This window comes from Solwaraspora sp. WMMD791, assembly GCF_029581195.1.
GTDB lineage: Bacteria > Actinomycetota > Actinomycetes > Mycobacteriales > Micromonosporaceae > Micromonospora_E.
In genome coordinates, this window is the sequence record NZ_CP120737.1 from 25,354 (window position 1) to 49,933 (window position 24,580).

Annotated in this window: 27 protein-coding genes and 1 pseudogene; 20 read left to right on the top strand and 8 right to left on the bottom strand. The window is 68.4% G+C overall.

Features of this window, described 5'->3' with window-relative positions; all coding sequences use genetic code 11:
- Positions 1–694: 694 nt before the first annotated feature.
- Positions 695–958 carry a winged helix-turn-helix transcriptional regulator gene (locus O7623_RS00145; RefSeq protein ID WP_282229671.1) on the top strand — a complete coding sequence of 88 codons (264 nt, stop codon included), beginning with the start codon at positions 695–697 and terminating at the stop codon, positions 956–958.
- 221 nt (positions 959–1,179) lie between these two features.
- A pseudogene (locus tag O7623_RS00150) lies at positions 1,180–1,720 on the top strand (transposase family protein); the annotation flags it as partial.
- Positions 1,721–1,768: 48 nt separating this feature from the next.
- On the opposite strand, the gene O7623_RS00155 reads toward O7623_RS00150, so the two are convergent.
- The 5 genes from O7623_RS00155 to O7623_RS00175 form a co-directional block, all read right to left on the bottom strand.
- The gene (locus tag O7623_RS00155) at positions 1,769–2,302 is read right to left on the bottom strand and encodes a hypothetical protein (protein ID WP_282229710.1); all 534 of its coding nucleotides are present in this window, start codon (positions 2,300–2,302) and stop codon (positions 1,769–1,771) included.
- Positions 2,299–2,982: a SitI3 family protein gene (locus tag O7623_RS00160; RefSeq protein ID WP_282226526.1), complete on the bottom strand. Its 684-nt coding sequence runs from the start codon at positions 2,980–2,982 to the stop codon at positions 2,299–2,301. The genes O7623_RS00155 and O7623_RS00160 overlap by 4 nt, the downstream gene beginning before the upstream one ends.
- A 1-nt stretch (position 2,983) precedes the next feature.
- Positions 2,984–3,796 (bottom strand): class I SAM-dependent methyltransferase, encoded by an 813-nt coding sequence (locus O7623_RS00165; RefSeq protein ID WP_282226527.1) that lies wholly within the window; start codon positions 3,794–3,796, stop codon positions 2,984–2,986.
- Between the two features lie 73 nt (positions 3,797–3,869).
- Positions 3,870–4,679, bottom strand: coding sequence for an ABC transporter permease (locus O7623_RS00170; protein WP_282226528.1), 810 nt, complete (start codon positions 4,677–4,679; stop codon positions 3,870–3,872).
- Positions 4,676–5,569: an ABC transporter substrate-binding protein gene (locus O7623_RS00175; protein ID WP_282226529.1), complete on the bottom strand. Its 894-nt coding sequence runs from the start codon at positions 5,567–5,569 to the stop codon at positions 4,676–4,678. Before O7623_RS00175 ends, O7623_RS00170 begins: the two co-directional genes overlap by 4 nt.
- Positions 5,570–6,000: 431 nt before the next feature.
- Here O7623_RS00175 and O7623_RS00180 point away from each other — a divergent pair, with 431 nt between their 5' ends.
- The 3 genes from O7623_RS00180 (at position 6,001) to O7623_RS00190 (ending at position 10,458) form a co-directional block, all read left to right on the top strand.
- Positions 6,001–6,240 carry a winged helix-turn-helix domain-containing protein gene (locus tag O7623_RS00180; RefSeq protein WP_282226530.1) on the top strand — a complete coding sequence of 80 codons (240 nt, stop codon included), beginning with the start codon at positions 6,001–6,003 and terminating at the stop codon, positions 6,238–6,240.
- A gap of 214 nt (positions 6,241–6,454) precedes the next feature.
- Positions 6,455–6,844 (top strand): hypothetical protein, encoded by a 390-nt coding sequence (locus tag O7623_RS00185; protein ID WP_282226531.1) that lies wholly within the window; start codon positions 6,455–6,457, stop codon positions 6,842–6,844.
- Positions 6,845–6,846: 2 nt separating this feature from the next.
- A complete protein-coding gene (locus O7623_RS00190) occupies positions 6,847–10,458 on the top strand; it encodes a WD40 repeat domain-containing protein (protein WP_282226532.1) in 3,612 nt (1,203 codons plus the stop codon).
- A gap of 109 nt (positions 10,459–10,567) precedes the next feature.
- Here O7623_RS00190 and O7623_RS00195 read toward each other — a convergent pair whose 3' ends face one another.
- From O7623_RS00195 to O7623_RS00205, 3 genes are all read right to left on the bottom strand, one after another.
- Positions 10,568–11,701 (bottom strand): IS630 family transposase, encoded by a 1,134-nt coding sequence (locus O7623_RS00195; protein WP_282226533.1) that lies wholly within the window; start codon positions 11,699–11,701, stop codon positions 10,568–10,570.
- A gap of 268 nt (positions 11,702–11,969) precedes the next feature.
- On the bottom strand, positions 11,970–12,182 hold the full coding sequence (locus O7623_RS00200) for a DUF397 domain-containing protein (protein ID WP_282226534.1): 213 nt from the start codon (positions 12,180–12,182) through the stop codon (positions 11,970–11,972).
- Positions 12,172–13,068, bottom strand: coding sequence for a helix-turn-helix transcriptional regulator (locus O7623_RS00205; RefSeq protein ID WP_282226535.1), 897 nt, complete (start codon positions 13,066–13,068; stop codon positions 12,172–12,174). Before O7623_RS00205 ends, O7623_RS00200 begins: the two co-directional genes overlap by 11 nt.
- Positions 13,069–13,624: 556 nt before the next feature.
- On the opposite strand from O7623_RS00205, the gene O7623_RS00210 reads away from it, so the two are divergent.
- The 15 genes from O7623_RS00210 to O7623_RS00280 all read left to right on the top strand — a co-directional run bounded on the left by O7623_RS00210 (position 13,625) and on the right by O7623_RS00280 (position 24,141).
- Entirely contained in the window at positions 13,625–13,951 is a 327-nt protein-coding gene (locus tag O7623_RS00210) for a hypothetical protein (protein WP_282226536.1), read from the top strand.
- Positions 13,952–13,982: 31 nt separating this feature from the next.
- Positions 13,983–14,348 carry a hypothetical protein gene (locus O7623_RS00215; protein WP_282226537.1) on the top strand — a complete coding sequence of 122 codons (366 nt, stop codon included), beginning with the start codon at positions 13,983–13,985 and terminating at the stop codon, positions 14,346–14,348.
- Between the two features lie 25 nt (positions 14,349–14,373).
- Positions 14,374–14,937 carry a GTP cyclohydrolase I gene (folE, locus tag O7623_RS00220; RefSeq protein WP_348775119.1) on the top strand — a complete coding sequence of 188 codons (564 nt, stop codon included), beginning with the start codon at positions 14,374–14,376 and terminating at the stop codon, positions 14,935–14,937.
- Between the two features lie 210 nt (positions 14,938–15,147).
- On the top strand, positions 15,148–15,858 hold the full coding sequence (gene queC, locus O7623_RS00225) for a 7-cyano-7-deazaguanine synthase QueC (RefSeq protein ID WP_282226539.1): 711 nt from the start codon (positions 15,148–15,150) through the stop codon (positions 15,856–15,858).
- Positions 15,859–16,242, top strand: a complete 384-nt coding sequence (locus O7623_RS00230) for a 6-carboxytetrahydropterin synthase (protein ID WP_282226540.1) — start codon at positions 15,859–15,861, stop codon at positions 16,240–16,242. It abuts the gene before it with no gap.
- A complete protein-coding gene (locus O7623_RS00235) occupies positions 16,239–16,940 on the top strand; it encodes a 7-carboxy-7-deazaguanine synthase QueE (protein WP_282226541.1) in 702 nt (233 codons plus the stop codon). The genes O7623_RS00230 and O7623_RS00235 overlap by 4 nt, the downstream gene beginning before the upstream one ends.
- A 166-nt stretch (positions 16,941–17,106) precedes the next feature.
- Positions 17,107–17,895, top strand: a complete 789-nt coding sequence (locus tag O7623_RS00240) for an RNA-directed DNA polymerase (Reverse transcriptase) (protein WP_282226542.1) — start codon at positions 17,107–17,109, stop codon at positions 17,893–17,895.
- Positions 17,896–18,031: 136 nt separating this feature from the next.
- Complete coding sequence (locus O7623_RS00245; protein ID WP_282226543.1) at positions 18,032–18,526, top strand: SUMF1/EgtB/PvdO family nonheme iron enzyme; 495 nt, start codon at positions 18,032–18,034, stop codon at positions 18,524–18,526.
- On the top strand, positions 18,523–18,987 hold the full coding sequence (locus O7623_RS00250) for a DUF6884 domain-containing protein (protein ID WP_282226544.1): 465 nt from the start codon (positions 18,523–18,525) through the stop codon (positions 18,985–18,987). The genes O7623_RS00245 and O7623_RS00250 overlap by 4 nt, the downstream gene beginning before the upstream one ends.
- 2 nt (positions 18,988–18,989) lie before the next feature.
- Complete coding sequence (locus O7623_RS00255) at positions 18,990–20,021, top strand: glycosyltransferase family 2 protein (RefSeq protein WP_282226545.1); 1,032 nt, start codon at positions 18,990–18,992, stop codon at positions 20,019–20,021.
- Positions 20,018–20,953 (top strand): radical SAM protein, encoded by a 936-nt coding sequence (locus O7623_RS00260; protein WP_282226546.1) that lies wholly within the window; start codon positions 20,018–20,020, stop codon positions 20,951–20,953. The genes O7623_RS00255 and O7623_RS00260 overlap by 4 nt, the downstream gene beginning before the upstream one ends.
- Positions 20,950–21,519, top strand: coding sequence for a phosphoribosyltransferase (locus O7623_RS00265; RefSeq protein ID WP_282226547.1), 570 nt, complete (start codon positions 20,950–20,952; stop codon positions 21,517–21,519). Before O7623_RS00260 ends, O7623_RS00265 begins: the two co-directional genes overlap by 4 nt.
- Positions 21,516–22,616: a glycosyltransferase family 4 protein gene (locus O7623_RS00270; protein ID WP_282226548.1), complete on the top strand. Its 1,101-nt coding sequence runs from the start codon at positions 21,516–21,518 to the stop codon at positions 22,614–22,616. The genes O7623_RS00265 and O7623_RS00270 overlap by 4 nt, the downstream gene beginning before the upstream one ends.
- 14 nt (positions 22,617–22,630) lie before the next feature.
- Entirely contained in the window at positions 22,631–23,512 is an 882-nt protein-coding gene (locus tag O7623_RS00275) for a 5'-3' exonuclease H3TH domain-containing protein (RefSeq protein WP_282226549.1), read from the top strand.
- Complete coding sequence (locus tag O7623_RS00280) at positions 23,506–24,141, top strand: PIG-L deacetylase family protein (protein WP_282226550.1); 636 nt, start codon at positions 23,506–23,508, stop codon at positions 24,139–24,141. The genes O7623_RS00275 and O7623_RS00280 overlap by 7 nt, the downstream gene beginning before the upstream one ends.
- Positions 24,142–24,580 lie beyond the last annotated feature (439 nt).

The window sequence follows — 24,580 nt, forward strand, 5'->3', positions numbered from 1 at the left end:
ACGTCGGCGTAACGCCGACGCGCCAGCGCCAGTGATCCGACAGGAGAACTGTCGCCCATGCGACAGAACCGTTGCTGTTGCTCCCGGCCCCGAGTCCGGAAAAATTGACGCCCATGAGGGGGTGAGCCAGGATGGGTGACCGCGATCGAGCGGGGCAGACACTGGCTCTTCTGGCCCGGCGCGGCACGTACGAGGTGCTGCTCGCCATGCAGGCGAGGGGTGGCACCGCCAGCTTCGCGCAGATTGCCGCTGGGATGAGGAGTCCGGTCGCCCTGCTCCGGGAGATGGCTGCGGAGGGTCTCCTGGTCACCCGCGATGGTGGCAGCCTGGACGACGAGCCCTGCAGCGAAACCGCCTTCCGCCTCACCGTCAAGGGTGAGGCAATTTTCGGTCACATGCTTCGTCTCCATCAGTGGTTGACCTCACGACCATCAGCGACAAGTACCTCTCGATCGAGGAGATTCGGCCTCGAATAGCCGCTTTCGGGAACTTTGTTCCCATGCTGACTGGTCCACCGTCTAATCCTCTTGTGTGGACGCTGACCAGCCGTTGGTGTAGATCCTTCGATGGAGCTTGCCTGATCACATACACTGTGCTGTCGGTGCGTCGCGCGCTCGTGACCCTGGGGAGGTGAGTTGCGCTGACAAACGAACTGGAACTCCTACTGGGCATCCTGGCAAAACGAAAGCTGTCCATCGCGATCTTGAACGCTCTTCACGACGGACCCCTCCGGTACTCCAACCTGCACCACGCGGTCTCCCAGGCCAGCCCTTCCGCCGTGCACGCCCGTACGCTCACCGACACGCTGACCTATCTGCGCGCCCAAGATCTCGTCGAGCACCATCAGGAGGACGACAGCGCCGACTACCGGCTGACTCCCGGGGGCGAAGAACTGGTCGGTCTCCTCGAGGAGATCAAACGTTGGAGCCGGCAGCACCGGGCCAGTCCCAAGCCCTGACTCAGGTGTGAGCCACACGGGTACCCCTGCGGGCTCGTCAAGATCGCAAATCCCGTGGTGATCCCAAAGGAGATGGCGCGGACATCAAGGGGTGGCAACCGGCAACGCGACGGGCGAAACCAGAGGGCGGCTGGAAGGCCTGCCGTGAGGGCGCGTCGACGCAGTGGACACCTAAGGGACGTCTCGCAACTCGGTGGAGGTCCTTAGTGGATTATGTCGCGATGCAGGTGACCGCGGCGGCCCGCCCGGAGTGGATCTTCCCGTTCACCGGGCTGCAGCCCGCCCAGTTCCGCAGGCTGGTCAGACTGCTCGCCGAACGCGGCGGAGGCGCGATCACCCACGGCCTGCCGGGACGGCCCTGGTCGCTCAACCTCGCCGACCGGGTGCTACTGGTGGCCGCGTACTGGCGAACGAACCCGACCATGCGCCAGATCGGCCCACTGTTCGGGATCTCACACTCCGCCGCGCACCGGGTCATCGACACCCTCGGCCCCCTGCTAGCCCTGGCCCCGGCACACCGACGGCGGGTCGACCAGATCACCATCGTCGATGGCACCCTCATTCCGACCTGCGACCACCGCCTGGGCCGCCCAGAGCAAGAACTACCGCTACAGCACGAACCTACAGGTCGCCATCGACGCCCTCACCCACCTCGTCGTCGCCCTCAGCGACCCGCAACCCGGCAACCGCAACGACACCATCATCTACCGCGCCTCCAGCATCGACACCAAATTCGCCGGATGGCCGGTCATGGCCGACGGCGATTTGCATGCTCCCATGATATCAAGTACGACCGAGTATAGGAGGTGGCTAATAATGGATGCTTTCGAATCCTTGTTCGACACCACGGGCGAAGTAGGCGTAGACGCGGCTGAGTCGCCAGACCTGGTGGTCGGGCCAGTCGAACAGGGCGCGTCGGGTGGTGAGGTAGTGGGTCATGGCGTCGGTGCCGGCGTGGCGGATGACGTCGAGGTCGGTGAGGTCTTTGCGATGCCAGGTGGGGTGGTGGAGCAGGCTGGGTTGGCGTACCCAGCCGAGGGGAGCCATTCGGACGGTTTCGAGGTCGCGGAGGGCGTTGAGGTCGTCGAGGACGGCCTGCTCGGTGTCGGTGGGGTTGTCGCCGGGTGTCTCGTACTGGGCGTTTTCGTAGTGGACGACGTATCCGTCGTGTTGGTAGCGGTCGATGTCGTGCAGCAGCTGTTGGTAGTAGGCGGGCTCGGCGTAGTGGTGGGTAGCGACGACGATGATTCGTTGCCCGCTGTCGGGGTGGCGGTAGGAGCTGATCGGTGTCTGGAGGATGAGGTGTCGCCGGCGGGCGGTGGTGAGTCGGAGGTAGGGGGTCATGTGCTGGTTGTCCTCGGCAGGGGTGGGTGGGCGTTGTCGGTGGCGAGGGTGGTGAGGATGTCGGACAGGGCGATGGGGTCGAGGTCGAGCACGATCTCGTGGTGTCGGGGGTCGTAGTCGACGTTGACGACGCCGACGAGGTAGTGCTCGCCGAGTCGGACGCTGACGGGGTTGGTGCGGCGTCGGTTGAGGAGGTCGATGATCTGTTCGCGGTTGAGGGTTTCGCCGCGGAAGGTGTGGCTGGTGGGCATGCTTCGGCTGGGGATCGCCTGGCGGTACCAGCGGAGGGTGGGGGTTTCGTGCCAGCCGGGCCAGTCGGTGTTGATGGTGGTGAGGCCGTCGCGTTGGCGTAGGACGATCTGTTCGTGGTGGATGAGGGTGGCGTCGCCGGGGTGTGTCCGTAGGAGGGTGACGACGCTGTTGATGATGTCGGCGGTTTCCTGGTCGGCGTTGGTGTGGTGGGGCCGGTGGCGGTAGAGGATTTCGAGGCGGGCGTTGTGTTGGCCGTAGGAGCCGGCGAGGTTGTCGTCGTCGGGGTGTAGGGGCCAGGCTTCGACGGTGATGCCGTCGCGGGCGAAGCCGATCTCGACCGGTTCGGCGTGCAGTACGGTTGCGACCAGGTTCAGGACGATGGCGACTGGTGCGGTGGCGGTGGTGTAGAGGCGGTACTCGGCGGCCATGTCAGCTGCCGGTGGGGGCGCGGCCGACGTGGGACAGTGCGAGGTTGCCTTTGACCACCAGGTCGGGGTGGAGCAGCAGTCGACGGAAGGCGTCGATGTCGTTGGGGGTCATGCCGGCGGCGGTGAGCCGGTCGCGGATGACCCCGGCGGTGGCGTAGGGCAGGAGACAGCCGGCCTGTCGGCCGGTCCAGGTGCCGGTGTGGCCGGTCGTGTCGACGTGCAGGCCGAGGGCGCGCATCGCGTGGTGGGCGCGGCGGCCCCACGTCAGGTCGTTGCCGGCGGCGGTGAGCGCTGCCCCGAACGCCCGGTGGTAGGCGGCGAAGAGCCGGTCGGCCTCGTCGGGGTCAGGGGCGGACAGTACGGAGCTGCGCCAGGTGGGTTCGAACTCTTCGACGATGAGCAGTCCGCCGGGGGTGAGGGCGTCGACGAGCCGACCGAGTACGGCGGTGCGCTGGTCGGCGGGCAGGTGCGCGAGGAGGAGCCGGACGTGGATGAGGTCGTAGCCGTCGTCGGGCAACGGGTCGGTGACGATGTTGTGGCGGATCAGCCGGACGCGGGGGTGTCGGCGGCTGGGGGTGAGGTCGATGTCGGTGGCGGTGACGTCGCCGTGAGGGGCCATTTCGGCGAGGGTCGCGGCGATGCAGCTGGCGCCGACGGCGACGACGAGGCATCGGGCGTCGGCGCGGACTCCGACGCGGCGTAGCTGTCGGCGGGAGAACGGGTCGAGCATGCCGGCCAGGGCGTCGAGCATGACCGCGTTGTCGTCGCGGGTGTCGGGTGGGGCGTCGCCGAACAGGTAGGTGGACGTGGTCACAGCTGTCTCCTTCAAACAGTAGGGGTCAGCGGGCATGGCCTGGACCCGGTGGCCGGGTGAGCGTGCCCGGGGGTCAGGCGGTCGTGTGGCGGATCCACGGCGCTGCCCTGGCGCAGGCGGCGGTGAGGAGCCCGTACATCGCGGTGCTCATGGCGGCGAGGACCGTGATGGCGGCGAAGGCCATGTCCGCGCGGGTGCCGGCGTTCTGGATGACGACGCCGAGCCCGGCGAGCCCGCCGAACAACTCCGACACGACGGCACCGATCAGGGCGAGGGGTAACGCGATCCGCAGCCCGGAGCACAGGTGCGGTAGCGCGGCGGGCAGCCGGACCTTGACGAACGTCTGCCAGCGGGACGCGGTCAGGGATCGGGCCAGCTCGACCAGATCCGCCGGGGTGGCCGTCAGGCCGGTGGCGGTCGCGAGGGCGATCGGCAGGAAGCACATCAGCCAGACCAGGACGATCTTCGGGCCGGTGCCGAAGCCGAGGGCGATGATCAGCACCGGCACGAGGGCGGGTTTCGGTAGCACGCTGAGGACCAGCAGGGTCGGGGTGAGTGCCCGCGCCAGCGGCCGGGACATGGCCAGGACAGTGCCGAGCATGACCGCTGTGCCGGCGGCGAGCGTGTAGCCGGCCATCGCCGTGGTGAGGGTGACGGCGGCGTGGTGGAACAGGTAGCCGGGCTGGTCGCGGATCACGGCGGCGACCGCGAAGGGCGGCGGCACAACATAGTCGGCGACGCCGGACACCTCGACGGCGGCCCACCAGACGGCGACCAGCCCGGCCACACCGAGGACCGGCGGGCAGGCTCCGGCGACCACCGTCCGCAGCCGGGCCGTGGCTGCCGAGGCGAGACCAGGCGTCGGCGGCGTGGGTCGGTTCATTCGACGAGGTCGGGGGCGATGATGTCCAGCGGCGTCAGCCCAGCGGGTATGGCACCGGCACCATGCAGGATCGCGATGTTGCGGGCCACCCTCGCCTCGTCGAAGTGGCCGAGGCGTCCTTCTGCCGGGGTGACGTAGCCGCGCAGCGCGGTCAGCTCGGCGGTGGCGAGGTGGGCCTGCTGGCCCTGCGTCTCCGGCTGCGACGCGTACGCCTTGCCGGCCTGGTCGGGATGGCTCATGCAGTAGACCAGCCCGCGTAGCAGTGCCCGGTTGAACCGGCGGACCACGTCGGCACGGTTGGTCGCGGTCGCTGTGGAGACGGCCATCGCCGAGCCGTGCAGGTCACCGATCCAGTCGACGAACGGCAGCACCGACAGGTCCTGCTTCGCGACGGACCGCACCGACTCCACCGCCGGCACGAACTGCGAGATGGCGTCGACTCTTCCTTCGGCGAGCAGCGCCGCGTGCTGGGCCGGCACCGGGTTACTCACCCACTGCACACCCGAGGCGTCGAAACCGGCCAGCTGCGCGTACGTCGGGAACAGCACATGGTTGATGCCGCCCGGCAGGTACGACAACCGCCGGCCCGCCAGGTCACCTGGCGTGCGGATACCCGACGACGCCAACGCCACGAAACACGCCAGGTTCCGCTGGTGCAGCACCGACGTCAGCCGGAAGTCCCGGATGCCACCGGGCATGCTGGCCTCGATCATCGCGGCGTTCACGTCCAGCGTCGCCACGTCGACCCGCCCGGCCGCCAACAGCTTCAGATTCTCGCCCGACCCCTTGCCCGGCAGCACCTCCACGGCCAGACCCTCGTCACGGAACCAACCCTGCGCCCGCGCCACCAGCAGCGGCGCTTCCCGACCCTGGAACCCCGCACCCGTCAACACCTTGACCGTCTGCACAGCGGCGGGGCCGGCAGCGGGCAACCGACCGCAAGCCGAGGCAGCCACCCCAGCCGCGACAGCGGCCCCACCAGCGAGTAGCCGCCGGCGAGTGATCGTACGCACCATCAAGACCTCGCTTACTTAGTAATACATGTTGGGGTGTACTCGTGCACGAAAGGCGCGGACGCCAGGAAGCCGCAGCAGGCAGAGCAGGATGGCCTGCCCTCCCGTCCTCGACGACGGGGGACGCCCAGGCGTAGGAGGGCAGGCCCTGGCAGAGGTGTTCCGCCTCAGCCCCTACGCGAGGAGACACCTCAACCAGACCGAAAACCTAGATTGCTAAGCAAGACAAGTCAACACGGGACACTTGACTTGCTTGCCAACACAGGTCAGGCGTGATGCGATGGCTCCACCTACGCGAGGAGCCCGCCGTGCCGACCCCCTCCCAGCCCGCAGAGCCGGTCTTCCGGCGGATCATGCGCGACATCGAGACCGCCATCGCCACCGGCGACCTCAAACCCGGCGACAAGATCCCATCCACAACGGAACTCCGCGAACAGTACGAATGCTCAGCACCCACCGTCCGCCAAGCCCTCGCGCGCCTCCAGGAACGCGGCATCCTCCAAGGCCACCAAGGGCGAGGCGTCTACGTCAGCAACGCGCCGAGCTGACCAGGGACTGGTACCTGCGGTTGTGTAGTCGGCACCGGCAAGGATCGCGCCGCGAAAGCTCGTCGCTCATCTTCGCTGACCGGTGACACTCGACCTTCCGGCCGCTCGGTGCCTGCTGGGCCAGGTCGGGTGCTCCAGCGGAGGTTGCTCGCACCGACTACGATCTGACTCCCGGTATCAGGTCCGACGCTTCTGGTGACCACGAGGTGAGTGCATGTCTGGTCGGCGAGTTGCCTGGGCCGCAGGCATCGCGGTGGTGCTCGCCGCCGCGAACAGCGCGGTGATCAACAGGTTGCAGGGCGGCTGGCAGTGGTGGCTCGCGGCAGGGGTGTTGACGCTGGTCGGGGCGTTGGTAGCGGGTTGGTTGGCCGGAGAAGCGTCGGAATCACACCGCCGAATCGGTGCTGGTGCGGTGGTCGCTGGTCGGGACCTCGGCGGCCGGGTCCGGACCGATCCGTCCACTACGGCTGGTGATGAGCCGATGCCGCAGTCCGGGGTCGCTCCGGGCGCGGTGGTCGCGGGACGGGACATCACCGGACAGGCGGACATCGACACCACCGGCGGCAGGGCCCGGTCGCCGCGACAGCAGGGACCGGTTCAGTAACGGTGGGACCGAAATGGCAGCTGGCCCCGGGCGCGGTCGCCGCTGGCCGGGACATCAACGGGACGGTGCGTACCGGACCGACGTACGTTCAGGTCACGGTGGGCCGGTTCGACCGGCTGAATGACGCGATCTTTGATCCGGCGCCGTTGTACGAGCAGCTGGATCTCGCCCGGTTTCAAGGCCGCTCCGGCCTGATCACCCAAATCGACAAACGGATCGCCGCCACCGACCGTGGGTACGTCGTGGTGCGAGGCGAAGCCGGGGTCGGCAAGAGCGCGCTGGCGGCGCATCTGGTGTGGACGCGGCAATGCGCTCACCACTTCACTCGGCTCGACGGCGGAGCGCGCAACCCAATCGAGGCACGCAAGAGCCTGGCCGCGCAGTTGATCGGCGCATGGGACCTAGCGGACAGGTTCACCCCGGGAGACGTGTTCCCGGCGGCTGCGCAGCGGCCAGACTGGCTGACCAAGGTTATTCGGGCGGCGGTGGCGGCCCGTGATGAGCGGTTCGCGCCAGCCGAGCGCCGACCGCTGGTGCTGGTCGTCGACGGATTGGATGAGGCCGAGGCGGATCCGGCGGGCATGGGTACCGGGGTTCCACTCGGGCTGCCAGCACCGGACGCCTTGCCAGCAGGGGCGTACATCGTGGCGACCAGCCGGTACGGCCTTCCTCTGGTCGCACTGCGGGATCCGCTGCGGGTCGGCTGGTCGCAAATCGAGGTGGAGGGTGCCGACAACCTGGCCGACATGGCTGCCTACCTGCACGCCGCGACCACCGGTCCGACCCCGGATCCGGCGCTGACTACAGTGCTGGCCGAGCGCCGGGTCCCTACGGAGACGTTCGTCGCGACGCTACTCGATCGCTGCCGCGGAGTGTGGATCTATCTGCGGTACGTGCTCGACGAGGTCCGCGCTGGGTTGCGCCCGCCGAACGATGTGGCGTGCCTGCCGGACGGTCTGCGGGGCTACTACGAGCTGCAGATCCAGCAGCGGTGGGCTACCCATCTCGACTGGCGATCGCTACACCTGCCCGCTCTGGCGGTGCTCGCCGCCCTCGGCCGCGCGATCGACCGCAACGACCTCGCTACGGTGCTCAACCGGCCGGATGCCGCCAGCGACCTGGCGGCATGGCTGGACGGACCAGCCCGCGCGTTCCTCGACGTGACCACCGGTTCGGACCGCCACCGCCAATACCGGGTCCGCCACCAAAGCCTGCGCGACCTGTTCGCCGCCGCCGCGAGCGGCAACGAAACAGTGGAATCGATCGACGCCGGGCTGACCGACGAGTTGCACACCGCCTGGCAGACCGCGCACCGGATGATCACTACGTGGCTGGTCCCACCCGAGAGCCCGGCCACTGGACGGCGCGACTGGTCCGGCATCGACGACTACACCCGCCTGCGGCTCCCCGCGCACACTGCCGCCGCTGGAATGCTCGACGAGTTGATGTCCGACCCTGGATTCCTGCTGTCTTGCCCGCCGGGCCAGATCCTGCAGCACCGGCACTTCCTGGTCACACGGCACGCCATCACCGCAGCTGCGGCACTGGAAAGCGCCTCCACCAGCGAGTGGATCGGCTGGTCCGATCCGAAACGGGCCTGGTGGCTGCACGTCTGGGCTCGCAAGATCCGATCAACCCGTTTGGCTGACGCCCTCATCCTCGACTACCCCGAGTGGCCCTGGCATGTGCAAACCGCCATCTGGTCAGGTACCACTCATCGTATCCTCGGCCATCCCTATGGGGTGGAGGCGGTGGCAGTGCTGCCCGGTCCGGACGGCCGACACCTCATCGTCACCGGCGGCAGCGACGGATCGGTGCGAGTTTGGAATCCGGACACCGGTGACCAGTTAGTCGAACTAACTGCCCACACCAGTGGAGTGAGAGCAGTGGCGGTGCTGCCCGGTCCGGACGGCCGACACCTCATCATTTCCGCCGGCGACGATCATTCGGTGCGAGTTTGGAATCCGGACACTGGTGACCAGCTGGCCGAACTCACCGGTTACGCCGGTGCAGTAAGGGCGGTGGGTGTGCTGCCCGGTCCGGACGGCCGACACCTCATCGTCACCGGCGGCAGCGACGGATCGGTGCGAGTTTGGAATCCGGACACCGGTGACCAGTTAGTCGAACTAACTGCCCACACCAGTGGAGTGAGAGCAGTGGCGGTGCTGCCCGGTCCGGACGGCCGACACCTCATCGTCACCGGCGGCGGCTTCGGCGACGGATCGGTACGAATCTGGGACCCCGGCACCGGCGAGCGACTGGCCGAACTCACCCGCCGCTCTGGTGAGGTGCGGGCGGTAGCGGTGCTGCCCGGTCCGGACGGCCGACACCTCATCGTCACCGGCTTCGGCGACGGATCGGTACAGATCTGGGACCCCGGCACCGGCGAGCGACTGGCCGAACTCACCGGCTACGCCGGTGAGGTGCGGGCGGTAGCGGTGCTGCCCGGTCCAGACGGCCGACACCTCATCGTCACCGGAGACCGTTACGGATCGGTACAGATCTGGGACCCCGGCACCGGCGAGCGACTGGCCGAACTCACCGGCTACGCCGGTGAGGTGCGGGCGGTAGCGGTGCTGCCCGGTCCGGACGGCCGACACCTCATCGTCACCGGCGGCGGCTCGGGCGACGGATCGGTGCGAGTTTGGAATCCGGACACTGGTGACCAGCTGGCCGAACTCACCGGTCACGCCGGTGCAGTAAGGGCGGTGGGTGTGCTGCCGGGTCCGGACGGTCGATATCGCATCGTCACCGGCGGTGGCTTCGGCGACGGATCGATACGGATTTGGGATCCAGACACTGGTGACCAGCTGGCCGAACTCACCGGCCACGCCGGCCGGGTGAACGCTGTGGCAGTTCTGCCGGGTCCGGACGGTCGACATCGCATAGTCTCCGGCGGCCTTTATGGGGGCGTGCGGGTATGGGACCCCGGCACCGGCGACCAGTTCGCCGAACTGTTCGGCCGCCTCGACGGGGTGAGAGCGGTGGCGGTGTTGTCCGGCCTGGGCGGCCGACACCATATTGTAATCGGCGGCCCTTATGGGGGCGTGCGGGTATGGGACCCCGGCACCGGCGACCAGCTGGCCGAACTCACCGGCCACACCGGTGAAGTCAGGGCGGTGGCGGTGGCGGTGCTGCCTGGGCGAGACCGCCCACACCGCATCGTCACCGGAGACCGTGATGGGTCGGTGCGAGTTTGGGATCCGCATTCCGGTGATCTGCTGGCCGAACTCACCGGCCACACCGGCCAGGTGGCGGCGGTGGCGGTGCTGCCCGGTCCAGACGGCGGACACCTCATCATTTCCGGCGGCGGCGATGGCTCGGTACGGATCTGGGACCCTGACACCGGCGACCAGCTGGCCAAGCTCACCGGCCACACCGGCCAGGTGGCGGCGGTGGCGGTGCTGCCCGGTCCAGACGGCGGACACCTCATCATTTCCGGCGGCGGCGATGGCTCGGTACGGATCTGGGACCCTGACACCGGCGACCAGCTGGCCAAGCTCACCGGCCACACCGGTCGGGTGAATGCCGTTGCGGTGCTGCCCGGTCCAGGCAGTCGACACCTCATCGTCACTGGAAGCGACGACCGTTCCGTGATGGTCTATCGCCAGTGACCAAAGAGCCGCGCGGCAGCCGGCAGTCCCGCTAGCGACACTCTGGGACCCCGTTAGATTGGAGCATTCTCGCGGTGATCTCGATGGTGACCTTCTAGCTAGTGCCGCGTCAGGCAACGTTGGCCCTGTTGACTACCTCGCGTAGGCGTTCGTCGGCGGCGTGCTTGTTCCGCCAGATGATGTAGCGGCGGATCATGCTGCCCTGCTCGGCGTGGCTGGTGTGGTCGGTGCCGTCGAGGGTGAAGTAGCGCAGGGCGGTGAACTGGGCCTCGATGCGGTTGAGCCAGGAACTGTTGGTCGGCGTGTAGGCGAACTCGACGTTGTTCGCGGCGGCCCAGTCGCCGACACGGGTGTCCTTCTTCGTGCTCAGGTGCGGGGAGTAGTTGTCGAGGACGATCGCGATTCGGGTCCGCGGCGGGTGCAGGCCGCGCAGGTAGCGGCAGAACTCCAGGAACCGTGTCCGGTGCTTCGTCGGCTTGATGTGGCCGTAGAGCTTGTCCGCGCCCAGGTCGTAGGCGGCGAACAGGTGGCGGACGCCGTATGGGCGGTTGTATGTCGCCCGTCGGCGGGGCCTGGGCCCACGCTCGGGGTCCTTGTGCCGTCCGCCGCGTTCGGCCCACTGCCGTCCAGGGTGGGGCTGCAGATTCAACGGGCCGAACTCGTCCAGGCAGAAGATGACGTCGGGCTCACCGGCCTCGGGTACGACCTCGTCGTCGGCGATCGCGTAGAGGTGCTCGACGCGGGCCTTCTTGGCGGCGTAGTCGGGGTCGCGGGAGGTCTTCCAGGTCTTCACCCGTTGAAAGGACACGCCCTCCTCGCGGAGCAGGACCCGTAGGCCCTCGTGGCTGATGTCGTCGACCACCCCCTCAGCGACCAGGAAGTCGGCCAGCTTGGCCAGACTCCAGGTCGAGAACGGCAGACCGTGCTCGGCCGGCTTGGACTTGGCGATCTTCTTGATCTCACGCCGTTCCGGCAGGGTGAACGTCCGCGGCCGGCCACCCTTGTACCTCGGGTAGAGCGAGTCGAAGCCGTCAGCGTTGAAGTTGTGGATCACGTCGCGGACCCGGTCCGCGCTGGTGAACGTCACCTCCGCGATCTTCCCCACTGGCATGCCCTGCGCGGACAGCAACACCATCTGAGCCCGTCGCCAGGTCACCACCGAGCCGGTGCCTCTACGGATGATCCGCAACAGGCGCTGGCCCTCGTCGTCGTCGATCTCACGGACGCGTACTCGCTCTCCCACCCGGACAGCCTGGCGGCACCCCACCGCCCGGACCAGCACCCGCACGGCGCGTCACGAGGCAAACGTTCCCTGACACGGCACTAGCCTGCAGCTGTCCCCGTTGGCGGTCTGCGGGATTGACCAGGCACCCACACTGCGGTTCACTGCCATGATCTCAGTAGCCGGCACGGTGGCGTGCCGGCTACTGGGATCGATGCGGTGAAGGCTGTCAGCCGCCCTCTGCGGACAGGGCCAACCCAGACGGCCTGTGGGTGCGGCGTCCTGGCTGTTAGGCGGTGAAGCGTTCGCGGCTCGCTTCGCGTACGAAGGACTGCCAGTCCTCGGGGTTGATGCTCAGGACGGGGCCGGCAGGGTTCTTGCTGTCGCGGACGAGGACCTGCCCGGTCGTCGGGAGGAGGTTGGTGGCCACCTCCACGCAGTCGTTGCCGTTGCCGCTGCGGCTGGACTTGCGCCACTGGGCACCGGTCTGGTCAGGCTTCACGGAGTGCCTCCAATGCAGAAGTGATCATGCTTCTCGACTCGTCCTCGTTGAGTGAGCGGCGGTCGATGTCTTCCCAGACGAGCTGGTAGGTGCCGGACTCGCCGGGCTTGTTCAGGTAGAGCGCTCCGGTCAGGGTGTCGACGTAGGCAAGCGGCGGCTCCAGCGGTTCACCGCTCTGCGGGTCCGCCGGGAAGGTCAGCAGCGCGAACGGGGTGGATGCAGCCATGCCGCCGTGGACTCCGGCGGTGAACGGCAGCACCCGGATGCTGATGTTGCCGCGCCGGGTCAGGTCGAGCAGGTGCTCGAACTGCTCGATCATCACCTCGCGCCCGCCCACGAGCCGGTGCAGCACGGCCTCGTTGAGGATGACGCTGAGGTGTGGTGCGCGAGGGCGGGTGAGCAGCGACTGCCGCTCCATCCGAACCTCGACTCGTCGCCGTTTCTCCTCGTCATCGATGTAGTCGGTCGGCACTCCGTGAACTTCCTCGGCGTACCGCCGGGTCTGGAGCAGACCCGGGATCAGCTCGACCTCGTACTTCCGGATCGTCTCGGCAGAGTCCTCCAGCGAGACGTAGAGCGCGAAGAAGGCGGGCAGCTCGGTCTCGGTGCGGTCGTGCCACCAGGATTTCCGCCGCCCGTTGCGGGTCTCGGCGGTGAGCGCGAGGAGGATCCTCCCGTCCTCAGGCTCCGCGCCGTAGAGCTCCAGCATGGCCTTGACGTCGATGTCCCGGAAGCGAACGGCCTCGTGCCCGTCCTCCATGCGGGCGATCGTCGCGCGTCCCTTCTGGAGTGCGTCGGCCGCCTGCTCCTGGGTCAGGCCGGCGCGCCGTCGCAGCGCTTCGAGCCGCCGACCGACGTACCGACGCAACAGTGCAGAACCCACCATATCCGACACCTGTCGACCACCTCCCGCTCGTTTTGGGCGTGTGTCTTGCCCAAATGATACAACCGATCTGCCATTACATGCATTGGCCCCGCCTAAATGGGCTGGACAATTACCGATGATCTCACGTCGGGTCGATTAATGGAAAGCTGATCTCCCTGAGGTGTTGATTTTTGGACACACTCAAAGTGTAATGAGGTGGTCGCAAGTTCTCTGCCGACCGTTCTGGTGTTGGCGTGCTATCGACTGGAGCAAGAGCGTGATTCTCGTGCTGGTAGCCGCGATATGCCTGTTCGCCGGAGTCTTCGTGGGGTTCTGCTTCGGTAAGGAAGTCAGCGGCTGGTGCGTGGAGTGCGGGGATCGAGTGCACCCACCCGATCTCCACCTTGCTGGCGGCCAGACCCGCACTCGAAGACCCTGGTCCTGATCAGGCGGACGCGTGACTGACCGACGTGCGCGGCCGACGGCGGCTCGCGGAGCTTCGGCTCCCTACACCTCGCCGTCCAGGCCGGGACCCGGCTCAACACCTATTACATAGCAACTCAAGGAAGGAGGCGTGATGCCACCACCCACCCCTGCCACCGACCCGCACCAGCGCCGCCCCGACGACATCGCCGACGCGGCCACCTACCGCCCGTCCGACCGCGTGTGGGTATGGCCCCCGCACACCGACCAGTGGCGGCCCGGCGTCGTGGAAGCCAGGTCGAACCTTGCGGTGCTGGTGACCTACCAGCGTCCCGGCGGCGGGACCAGCGTCGACTCGCTACTCCCGCACAACGTCATGGCCCGTACCGAGCCCGACGCCGACCTCGACGGCACCTCGTCCCTGCCGATCCGGATGCGCGACGTCCGCCCCGTCGTCGCCGGAGCCACCGCCTCGGCGTGACCAGCCAACTCTCGACGTGAAAGGGCTACGTATGGACAGCGAGCTCCCAGCACAATCCGACATCCTCGACCACCCCGACTGGTGTGATCTCAGCGAGTGCACCGCCGCCGGCCCCAGTGAGTTCCACCCAGAGTCGTCGCCGCCCGCGCACTGGGGCCACCGGTATCCCTGCAACCCCCAGCCGGGGCGGTACCCGACCGAGGTAGCGGTCCAGCTCGTCCGGTTCGTCGATGACCCGCCGAAGACCGACTTCATCCGGGTGGAGCTGGGCAGCTACGAGGAGCAGCGCTCACACTACGTGCGCCTCGCCCAGGGCGCGGCGATGCGCGACGTACTGAACGTGCTCCTCGCGCAGGCGCAGACGGGTCGCGACGTGGCCCGCGAGTCGGGGGCGTGATCCGATGCCCTCCGGCTCTGTCGACGTGGAGGCTGCGGAGCGTGCCGCCCAGCAGTTCCTGACGGAGCTGGGTATCACCTTGGACACCGACTCCAGGTCGCGCAGCGCGGCTCGGATGGTGGCGGCCTACCGGGAGTTGCTGGCCGGCCCGCAGTTCGTGCCGACGACCTTCGCGAACGACGCAGGGCACCGGGATCTGGTGCTGGCACGCGCGGTGCCGTTCGTGTCGCTGTGCGAGCACCACTTCTTGCCGTTCACCGGGGTCGCGCACGTTGGCTACCTCCCCGACGGCCGCATCCTCGGCCTGTCGAAGCTCGCTCGACTGGTGGAGATGTTCGCCCGGCGTCCGCAGGTCCAGGAGAGCCTCACCCAACAGATCGTGGGCTGGCTGTTCGAGGAGTTGAGCGCACGCGGTGCCGGGGCTGTCGTCGTCGCCGAGCACACCTGCATGACCCGCCGAGGTATCAGAGCGCACGGTGCGACAACCGTCAGCGTGGGATGGCGCGGCACCCTCGCCGACGATCCGTCCGCGAGGGCAGAGTTCCTGACCCTTGCCGGAGTCGCGCTACTCGCGGGCGGCGCGCTGTGACCAACGGTCCCGCTCGCGAATCGCGACGTGATACGGAAGCGCCGCAGCTGATCAGCGCAATCGGTTGGTACGGGACGACATCGCGGCGGATATCGAGGCGGTCAAGCCGCCTATCGAATCCCACAGCCGTTGTAGCGGGTTCCGCACCTACAAGAGCTCACGAACGTACGGCAGACCTCACGCACGTTTCAGGTGACGCCAGGAGGGGCGATGAGAAACGGACCTAGCGGGGCGAACGCGGGATCGCCAAGGAAAGTGGTACTGGTGCTTTCCGGCGGGTTGGACAGCACCGTACTCGCCCATCGCCTGCGGGCCGAGGGCTGCGACCTGACGATGCTGTCGTTCAACTATGGGCAGTCGCATCGCCGGGAGCTGGAGTTCGCCTACCGGACAGCCGCAAGCCTCGGAGGTGCCCACCGGATCGTCCAGCTCGGCGCGATCGCTGAGCTGCTCGCTGGGTCGTCGCTGACCGACCCAGCGGTGGCGATGCCCGACGGGCACTACTCCGACTCCTCGATGAGGGCGACGGTCGTGTCGAACCGCAACGCGATCATGCTTGACGTGGCGGTGGCGCACGCGGTTGCCATCGGAGCCAACGCGGTGGCGTTCGGCGCTCACGCTGGCGATCATCCGATCTACCCGGACTGCCGGCCGAGCTTCGTCGCCGCCTACGAGCAGATGGTACGGGTGGCGAACGAGGGTTTCATCGATTCGGACTTCGTGGTCCTCGCGCCGTTCATCAACGCCAGCAAATCGCAGATCGTGGCCGAAGGTGCCCGACTGGGGGTGCCGTTCGAGGACACCTGGTCGTGCTACCGGGGCGGCGCACGGCATTGCGGCAGGTGCGGGACCTGCGTCGAGCGCCGCGAGGCCTTCTTCGTCGCGAACGTGGCGGACCCGACCGAGTACGAGGTGCCGTAGGTGTTCACGATCAGAAAGTCGTTCCGGTTCGAGGCGGCTCATCGGATCTCCGGTCTTCCCGCCGATCACAAGTGCGGGCGGCTGCACGGGCACAGCTACACCGTCGAGGTCGTTGTCAGCAGCTCCGATCTCGTGCCGCCGGGGTTCGTGGTGGACTTCGCCGACCTGGCCCCGCTCGGTGAGTACCTGGCCGCCACGTTCGACCATCGGGACCTGACGGAGGTGCTCGACGTCGCGCCGACGAGCGAGAACCTGGCGTGGTTTCTCTACGAGTGGTGTCAGGAGAACCTGCCCCTGCCCGGGACGGTGCAGCTGACGGCCGTCCGCGTCGGTGAGACCGCCTCGACATATGCGGAGTATGCCCCGGTGGACGGTCGGTCATGAGCGCGGCGGCCGGCGGGCTGCTGGTGGCGGAGATGTTCGCAACGGTGCAGGGCGAGGGGCCGAGCTGCGGCCAGCAGGCGTTGTTCGTCCGGCTGTCGCGGTGCAACCTGTCCTGCCCGTCGTGCGACACCCCGTACACCTGGGATTGGAGCCGGTTCGACCCGGCGCGTGAAGCGACGCGGCGTTCGACGGACGCCGTGCTGCGGTGGGTGCTGGACCAGCCGGCCCGGCTGGTGGTGGTCACCGGCGGAGAGCCGCTACTCCAGCAGGCCGAGCTGGTGCCGCTGCTCGCCGAGCTGGCTGCCGCCGGCCGGCGGGTGGAGGTGGAGACCAACGGCACGGTGGTGCCCGACCCGGCGGTGGCGGACCTGGTGGACTGGAACGTCTCGCCGAAGCTGGCGAGCTTCAGCGCCCCACGTGACCAGCTGCGCCGGACAGTCGGCGAGGCGTTGGAAGCGTTCGCGCGCACCGGCCGGGCGCGGTTCAAGTTCGTCGCGTCCGGACCGGCGGACCTTGACGAGATCGCAGGCCTGCAACAGCGGTTCGGACTGGACCCGGTCTGGGTGATGCCGGAAGGCACCGCAGCGGATCAAGTGCTGACCGGGCTGCAGGGCCTGGCCGACGAGGTGGTGCGGCGGGGATGGAACCTGACCTCGCGGCTGCACGTATTGGCGTGGGGTGACGTCCGTGGCCGATGACTCGACCCATCACGAGGGCGAAGGGCCTGGACGGGGCCGTCGTTCCCGGCCCCATCGGCCGCGCGTGTCGGGTAGCGGCTCGGGTGACGCTGTGGGGGGCGGGATCGTTCCTGCCGTCCAGGCTGGATCGAGCGTACCGGATTCGGCCCTCGCGGCGCACTCCCTGATGTCGTACCTCGTCAATCCGGTCCATCTGGTCGCGGCGGCCCGCGCCTGTATGCGGCGGGCATCGGCACCCGGTGTCGACGGGATGACCTGGGCGGCGTACCGGGTGGGTCTACGGGACCGGCTCGCGGACCTGGCTGAGCGTCTCCGCGTCGGCTCCTGGCAGCCGGCTCCGCTGCGGCAGGTGTGGATTCCGAGCTACACCGGCAAGACCTTCCCGGCGGCGATCCCGACAGCGGAGGACCGGATCGTGCACCGGGCGATGCGCGACGCCCTCACTCCGATCATGGAAGCAAGGGTGCTGGCCGGCTGGGTGTCGGGATACCGGGCCGGCCGTAACCGGATCACCTCGGTACGGCAGGCCGACCAGCACCGGCGAGCGGGAAGGCGATGGGTCGCGGACATTGACGTTGCCGGCGCCTCACAGGGCGGCACCGTCGACGAGTTGGTCGGCTGGCTCGCCGTACACGTGAAAGACGGTGCGTTCCTGGCACGGTTCCGCCGCGCCCTGGACGCCCTGCCTACCCCGATGATGCCCGGCAGCGGCCTGTGGCCGGTGGTGTTCCACCTGCGGCTGGCACAGGCAGATGCGCAGCTCGACGGCCTGTCAGTGGTGCGCTTCGCGGACAACTACGCCGCGCTCGCACCCGACCGCCGAGGTGCGGCCATCGCGTACGAGCGGATCGGCTACGCGCTCGCGGCGATAGGGCTCGCCCCGAACGTGCGCAAGAGCCGAATCCGGCCACCGCATCTGGCGCATCCCGAAGACCTGTTCCTGATCGATGGATGACGGGAGAGACATGCACAGCACCGGCACCACGCGGACCGCCAACGCGGACGATAAGGCTGGGCGGGCGTCGCCACTGCGGTGGCTACCCGTTCCCGGCGGCAGCGGCCGGTTCGGGGACGCGGCCCGGAAACGTACGGTGATCGACCTCCTCGTAGCGGCCACCCCGTTGACGTACCGGCACCTGAACCGGGCCGATGAGACGACGGACCCGGACCGGCCGGTCGTCGAGGTCGACCATGCCCAGGCCGTCCGGCTCGCCGCCGACGTGGGCGGACGGCTGCCCACCTCGACCGAGTGGGAATGGATCGCAGGCGGCCAGCAGCGACGGACCTGGCCGTGGGGCGACGACGCATGGCGGCCGGACCTCGCCCGACTCCGCGGCACGGAGGTCGAACACACCCGGTGCGGCCCGGTCGGTGCACATCCGGCCGGGGCGACCCCGGAGGGCCTACTCGACCTGGCCGGCAACTGCTGGGAGTGGACGTCAACACCAACCATGGGGCACGGGTACGTGATCAGAGGCGGCTCCTACGCCTCACCGCCGTTGTACGCCCGCTGCACGTTCCTCAACGCCGTGCACGCCGAGTGCCGCAGCGCGGGAATCGGCGTACGCCCGGTGAGGCCAGCATGAACCACAAACTTGCGCTGCCGGTCAGCGACGGTCTTGTCCTCGTCGGCTGCTCGAAGGAGAAGTCAGCCACCCGCCGTGCGTTGGCCGCGTTCGATCTCTACGACGGCGGCTGCATCCCGCCGATGCGTGCCAGGCTCGGCTACTGGCCGCACCGCGACCGGGTCCGCTTCCTCAGTGCCGAACACGGACTCGTGCACGCCGAGACCCCTTTGCACACCTATGACCGGCCGCTCGATCCACACCGTGCCGTCGAGTTGCGGCCCCGGGTAGCGGCAGCACTGACCGCCGAGTTCGACGCCGCCGGCGTGCCGGACGAGATCCTCGTCGTCGCCGAACCGCTGTACCTGGTCCTGCTCGCCGACCTGCTCGCCCACCCGGCACGTCCCCGCATCCATTGGATTCCCGATCACGCTTCCGGGTGGCCCGACGCCGCCCGTGTCCTCGACACCTGGGGGTGGTGACCATGCCGACCCTGGCCCAGATGCTGGCCGCCAGCGACAACGACCACACCGACCTGACCGCAGCGTTCACCGCCCGTACCGGGCTGGGCTGGCACGACCCGACACCAGCAGCGATGGCAGCGGGGACCGTGCTGTCGGTGGTGATCCCCGCACACAACAACGCCTACAGCCTGCCCGCCGTGCTCGACGCACTCGCGAAACAGGACACCTCCGGAACCGTCCAAGTCATCGTGATCGACGACGCCTCCACCGACGACACCCCGGCCATCATCCGACTGCACCCCGCTGTCGACACCGCCTACCGGCTGCCCGTACAGGTGGGTGGCGCCACCGCCCGCAACGTCGGCACCCACCTCGCCGACGCCGACACCATCGTCCACCTCGACGCCGACATGGTGCTGACCGCCCACGCCCTCGCCGACATCGCCGTACGGGCCCACCCCAGCCTCGTCCAGGTCGGATTCCGGCACAACATCGCCTACCAGCCCGGCCGCTACCTGCGGGCCGAGGTCCCCGACGGGGAACCGGACCTGCACGCTGACCACCGCGTCCGGTGGAGCCCACCAGTCGGCAAACCCATGTTCTACACCGGCGACGTCTACCACCAACCGATGGACCTGCGCCCGCTCGACGACACCCACGACTTCGTCGATCTCGGCCACGGCGCCCGCTACTTCGACTGGGACCTGCCGAGGATGGTCGTCACCGCCCTGGTCGCCATGCCCCGCGCAGCCGTCACCCACGTCGGCGGATTCGACCCCGGATGGACCGCCGCCGGCTGGGGAGCCGAGGACACCCACCTCGGCGCGACGCTGATCGCCGCCGGCTGCAAGATCACACCCCTGCGTCAGCTCCGCGCCTGGCACATCGACGCACCCGACGCCGCAATCCAGTGGCGCGCGAAGCTGGCCAGCGTCCCAGCGCGCATCGCCTACTACCGGCATCTCCTCGGCGAGCCCGCCCCCGCCCGGCGAGAAGCCGACCTCGCCTCCCGGGCACAGGCCCTGCTCGCGCATGCGGAGGTGCTGCGGTGACCTCTCGTGTGTACGGCGTCGATGGCCACCTCGCCCACGACCCGGCGACCGGACTGACCCACCACGCCCCACACCCGCTACCCACAGGCAGATGGAGCGGAGACCCGGCCGAGGTCAACCGCTGGCCGGTCGTCGCCCCCGACCAGCACGCCCGATCCCAACCAGCCAGCATCTGCTGGTCACCAATCGTCCGCTGCAACCTGCACTGCCCACACTGCCTCGACGACACCAGCGTCCGCGAACTGAGCCCCGCCGACCGCAACCGCATCGCCCAGATCCTCGCCAGCAGCGACATCCTCGGCGTCGACATCAGCGGCGGCGAACCGCTGCTCCTCAAAGACCTACCCGACCTGGTCCGCACCGTCACCACCGGCGGACGCGCCGCAGTGTCGATCACCACCAACGGCACCCACCTGCAACGCCGCGTCCCGCACCTCGCAGGCGTCGTCGACGCCATCCGGGTCTCCCTCGACGGAGCAACCGAGGCCACCCACGACCGGCTACGCGGCACCGGCAGCTTCACCCACGCCATCACCGGAATCCGCGCCGCCGTCCAGACCGGCGTCTGCGTCCAGATCCAGACCGTGCTGATGGTCACCAACCAGCCTGAGACCCAACGCATGATCGACCTCGCCCACGACCTCGGCGTCAACGGCCTGACCCTGCTCCAGATGCTGCCCATCGGCGCTGGACTGCACCAACAAAACCAGATGCTCACCGACGTCGCCGCACTCGACCACGTGCACCGCCTACACATCCCGGACCCCCTGCGCGTCCGGCTCCGCACCCGCGAACTCGCGGGCGGATTCACCATCGTCCGCGCCGACGGACGCATCTGGCGCAACGACCAGCGCGGCCTCACCATCGCCGGACTGAAGCCGCTGACCACCCCCGCCGACCTCACCCTCACCGCGAAGGACGGATCCGCATGACCAGCCCCACCGCCCAGCGCACCTTCACCCACCGCCGCGTCCTACGGCTCACCGCCGACGCCTACGAGCAGGCCGTCAACCTCCTCGCCCGCGAAGTGACCAACCGGATCGGACCCATCGAGGCGATCATCGGCATCGCCAACGGCGGCGTACCCCTGTCCCACAGCCTCGCCGGACGCCTCGACGCCCGAGTACTGCGGGTCGACGCCCAACACAACCCCACCGACACGATCTACACCCAGGCCACCGGCCACGTCACCCTCGACCTGCGGCCACTCACCACCGTGCTCCGCGACACCCGCCTCGTCGGCAACGTCCTGCTCGTCGACGACATCTGCGGCACCGGCGCGACCATCGACGCGCTCTACCCGAGACTGATCCCGTACCTCTGGGCAGGATCAGTCGTCCACACCGCCGTCCTGTGCCGCAACACCGGAGCCGACTACAACCCCCACCTGTGGATCTGGGACACCGACGACTGGGTGCACTTCCCCTGGGAAGCGCCCCTCCCGGGCACCACGCCCGTCGAAGACCTCGCCGTCCCCGACACCGCGCAACACCGATGACGACCGTCGCCTTCATCCTCGCCTCCTGGCGACCCGACGCCCCCGCCGGAATGGAACGCGCCGTCGCCGGCACCGTCACCGGTCTCACCGCCAGCGGCCACCGTGCCGTCATCATCACCGCCGACCGCACCGCCCCACCCCGCTACGCCGCCGCACCCGTCGTCACCCTCGACAACCTGCGCATTCCGCACCCCTGCGACGACGACAGCCTGCGCCACGCCATCACCGCCGCCGAAACGCCGATCCGCGCCGAGCTGACCAGGACGTTCGCCGCACACCAGGTCGAGATCGCCGTGTACGTCGACAGCCTTTGGGGACTCGGCCGGGTCATGCCCACCACCGACACGCCCCGCCGGATCCTCTGCATGCACGTCGTCGGCCATAAAACCGACCTGGCCGCCGCCCTGCCCCGAGCCCACACCGTCATCGCCCCCTCCGACATCGTCCTGCGACGCGCCACCGCCAACGGCTACGACACCTCCTGCTGGCGAGTCGTCCCGAACCCTCTGCTCACCGATCAGCCGCCAGCATCGGAATTCCGCCGCCGTCTACTACGCAGGGAGGGTCCGATCCGCGTCGTCGCACGCCTGGGCCCGGAGAAGGGCGTCACGCAACTGCTCGCTCTTGCGAGCGATCGCCCGTCCGGATACGCCGTCGAGATCGCCCTGGCCGCTGCCGGGTTCGAGGTCTCCACCGGGGGCCAATCGCAGCTGCTTAGTGAAGCGCGGCGTCTCGCCGCCGGAGCCGGAGTGCAGCTCCGGCCAGGTCTGCGATGGGCCGAGGTGTCCGCCTGGCTCGCCGCCGCCAGCGTCTGCATCGTGCCTTCCCTGGCCGAGACGTTCGGCCTGGTTGCCCTCGAAGCAATGTCCGTCGGCACCCCCGTGATCGCCCTCGACGTCGACCACCTCCCGACGCTCATCGGCGATGGTGGCGTCATCGTTAGGCAGGCCAGCGGCCACGCCGGGCTGTGGCGCGCCGCCGACCAGCTCCTGCACGACCCGGTACGCTACGAACGCATCTCCAGGGTCGGCTACTACCGCGCGCGGGACTATCGACCCGCCCACATCGCTGGCCAACTCCTGAAGGTGGTGAGCTGATGGGCGGTCGCCCCATGCAGCCAACGCTCCCGATCCCCGCCGGCACCACAGCCGCCCCGCCGCTGCTGCTCGTCGACGGACACAACCTCCTATGGGGAGCCACCTTCGGCTTCCCCGCACCCATCTACTCCCGCGACAAGACCCGCCTGCTCACCGGACTGTTCGCCTTCTTCGCCCTCCTACGGGTCGCGATCCGCAACGAGATCCCCGGCGGCAGCCCCGAAGTCATCGTCGTCTGGGACGGCGAACACGGCTCGCAGGCACGCCAGCAGGAACACGATGGGTACAAGGCCAGCCGACCCACCGACGACGACGCCCTTCTACCGTTGCGGTTCCTCTCCGACGTCAAGCGGGGACTCGACAGCTGCGACATCGGCTGGATCGAGCTCGAACACGCCGAAGCCGACGACGTCATCGCCACCCTCGTCCACGCCACGCCTGCCCCGCGATCCGTGATCGTCATGTCCCGCGACCGGGACTACTACCAACTCATCACCGACCGCGTACACGTCCTCAACACCCGCTTCCGCGCCGGCCACCGGCTAGTCACCCCCGACGAGGTGTACGCCCGCCACCAAGTCACCCCCGACCAATGGGCCGACTTCCGAGCCCTGGCCGGCGACCCCGCCGACGAGATACCCGGCGTCCACGGCATCGGCGCCAAAACCGCCGCACGACTCCTCGACGGCGGACTCCACCTGGAGGACCTCACCGCCTCCGGACGGCTCGCCACCGGCCGCGGCCGAACCGTCGCCGAGCAGTACGACCTCGCCCTCAAATGGCGCGACCTCATCCGACTCACCACCACCCTCGACCTGCCCCACCACCCAACCGGCAAACCCAGCCCCGCACTACCCCGACCAGCCGACGTCGTTGAGGAACTCGTACTGTGGTAGCCACCCCCACCGGCGGAATCCTCACCGTCATGGCCCACCCCGACGACGCCGAACTCTGGGCCGGCGGAACCCTCGCCGTGCACGCCGCCACCGGCGTACCCGTCACCATCGCGGTCCCCGGCCTCAACCCGACCCGGCGTCGGGAAGCCGTCGCCGGCGCCCGAATCCTCGGCGCGACACCGCACCTACTCGACGCCATCACCGTAGACACGGTGCGGGAACTTCTCGTCGGCGTTCAGCCCGACGTCGTCATGACCCACAGTCCCGACGACATCCACCCCGACCACCAACATGCGGCGCAGACGCTGCTCACCGCGCTACCCGACGTTGTCATCAGCACCGGCAGACCCCGCGCCGTCTACACCTGCGACAGCTACCACAACCTCAACCGCCACGGACACCCACTGCACCTGCCCACCATCATCGACATCACCTCTGCCTGGCGGACCAAGACCACCGCGCTCGCCGTCCACCAGTCCCAGCCCATCACCGAACACTTCGGGCCCATGGCCGTCACCCTGGCCCGCCTCCACGGCGGACGCGCCGGCGTTCGGTACGCCGAAGCCTTCGCCCCCGTCCCTGTGCTCGGCAGGCTCCCCATCACCCCACTCGCCCAAAAGGGCATCTAAACCTGTACTCCGACCTAATCTGCGACAGGACTATGCCAACCCGAACGACACAAACGGAAAGAGCTCGCACTAGGCAAAATCCGGGTGGTGAGCGTGGCATCCCAGCGCCTAGGCGGTGATGGGGAGGCCGGACTGGCGGCTGAGATGGTCATGTGCTGCACGAAGCCGTCAGCGCTTGTGGACTCTGCGCGCTTCATGCAGCGCGGGGTAGCCATTGACACGGTTGATATAGTTGCTAACGGATATGCGGGTAATCCGCCCGATCGGTTGTATCGCACGAAGCTCGCGTTTCCTGCTACCCTGACCGCGTCTGTCAGCGTGATGCTGTTGCTGGTTGCAGCGTGTGAGCCATCAACCTCAGGGTGGTCTGCGTTCCGGTGGTTCCCCGTTGCAGACATTGGCTCAGCACTGCTGACGACAGGCCTCATCATGATCGTGT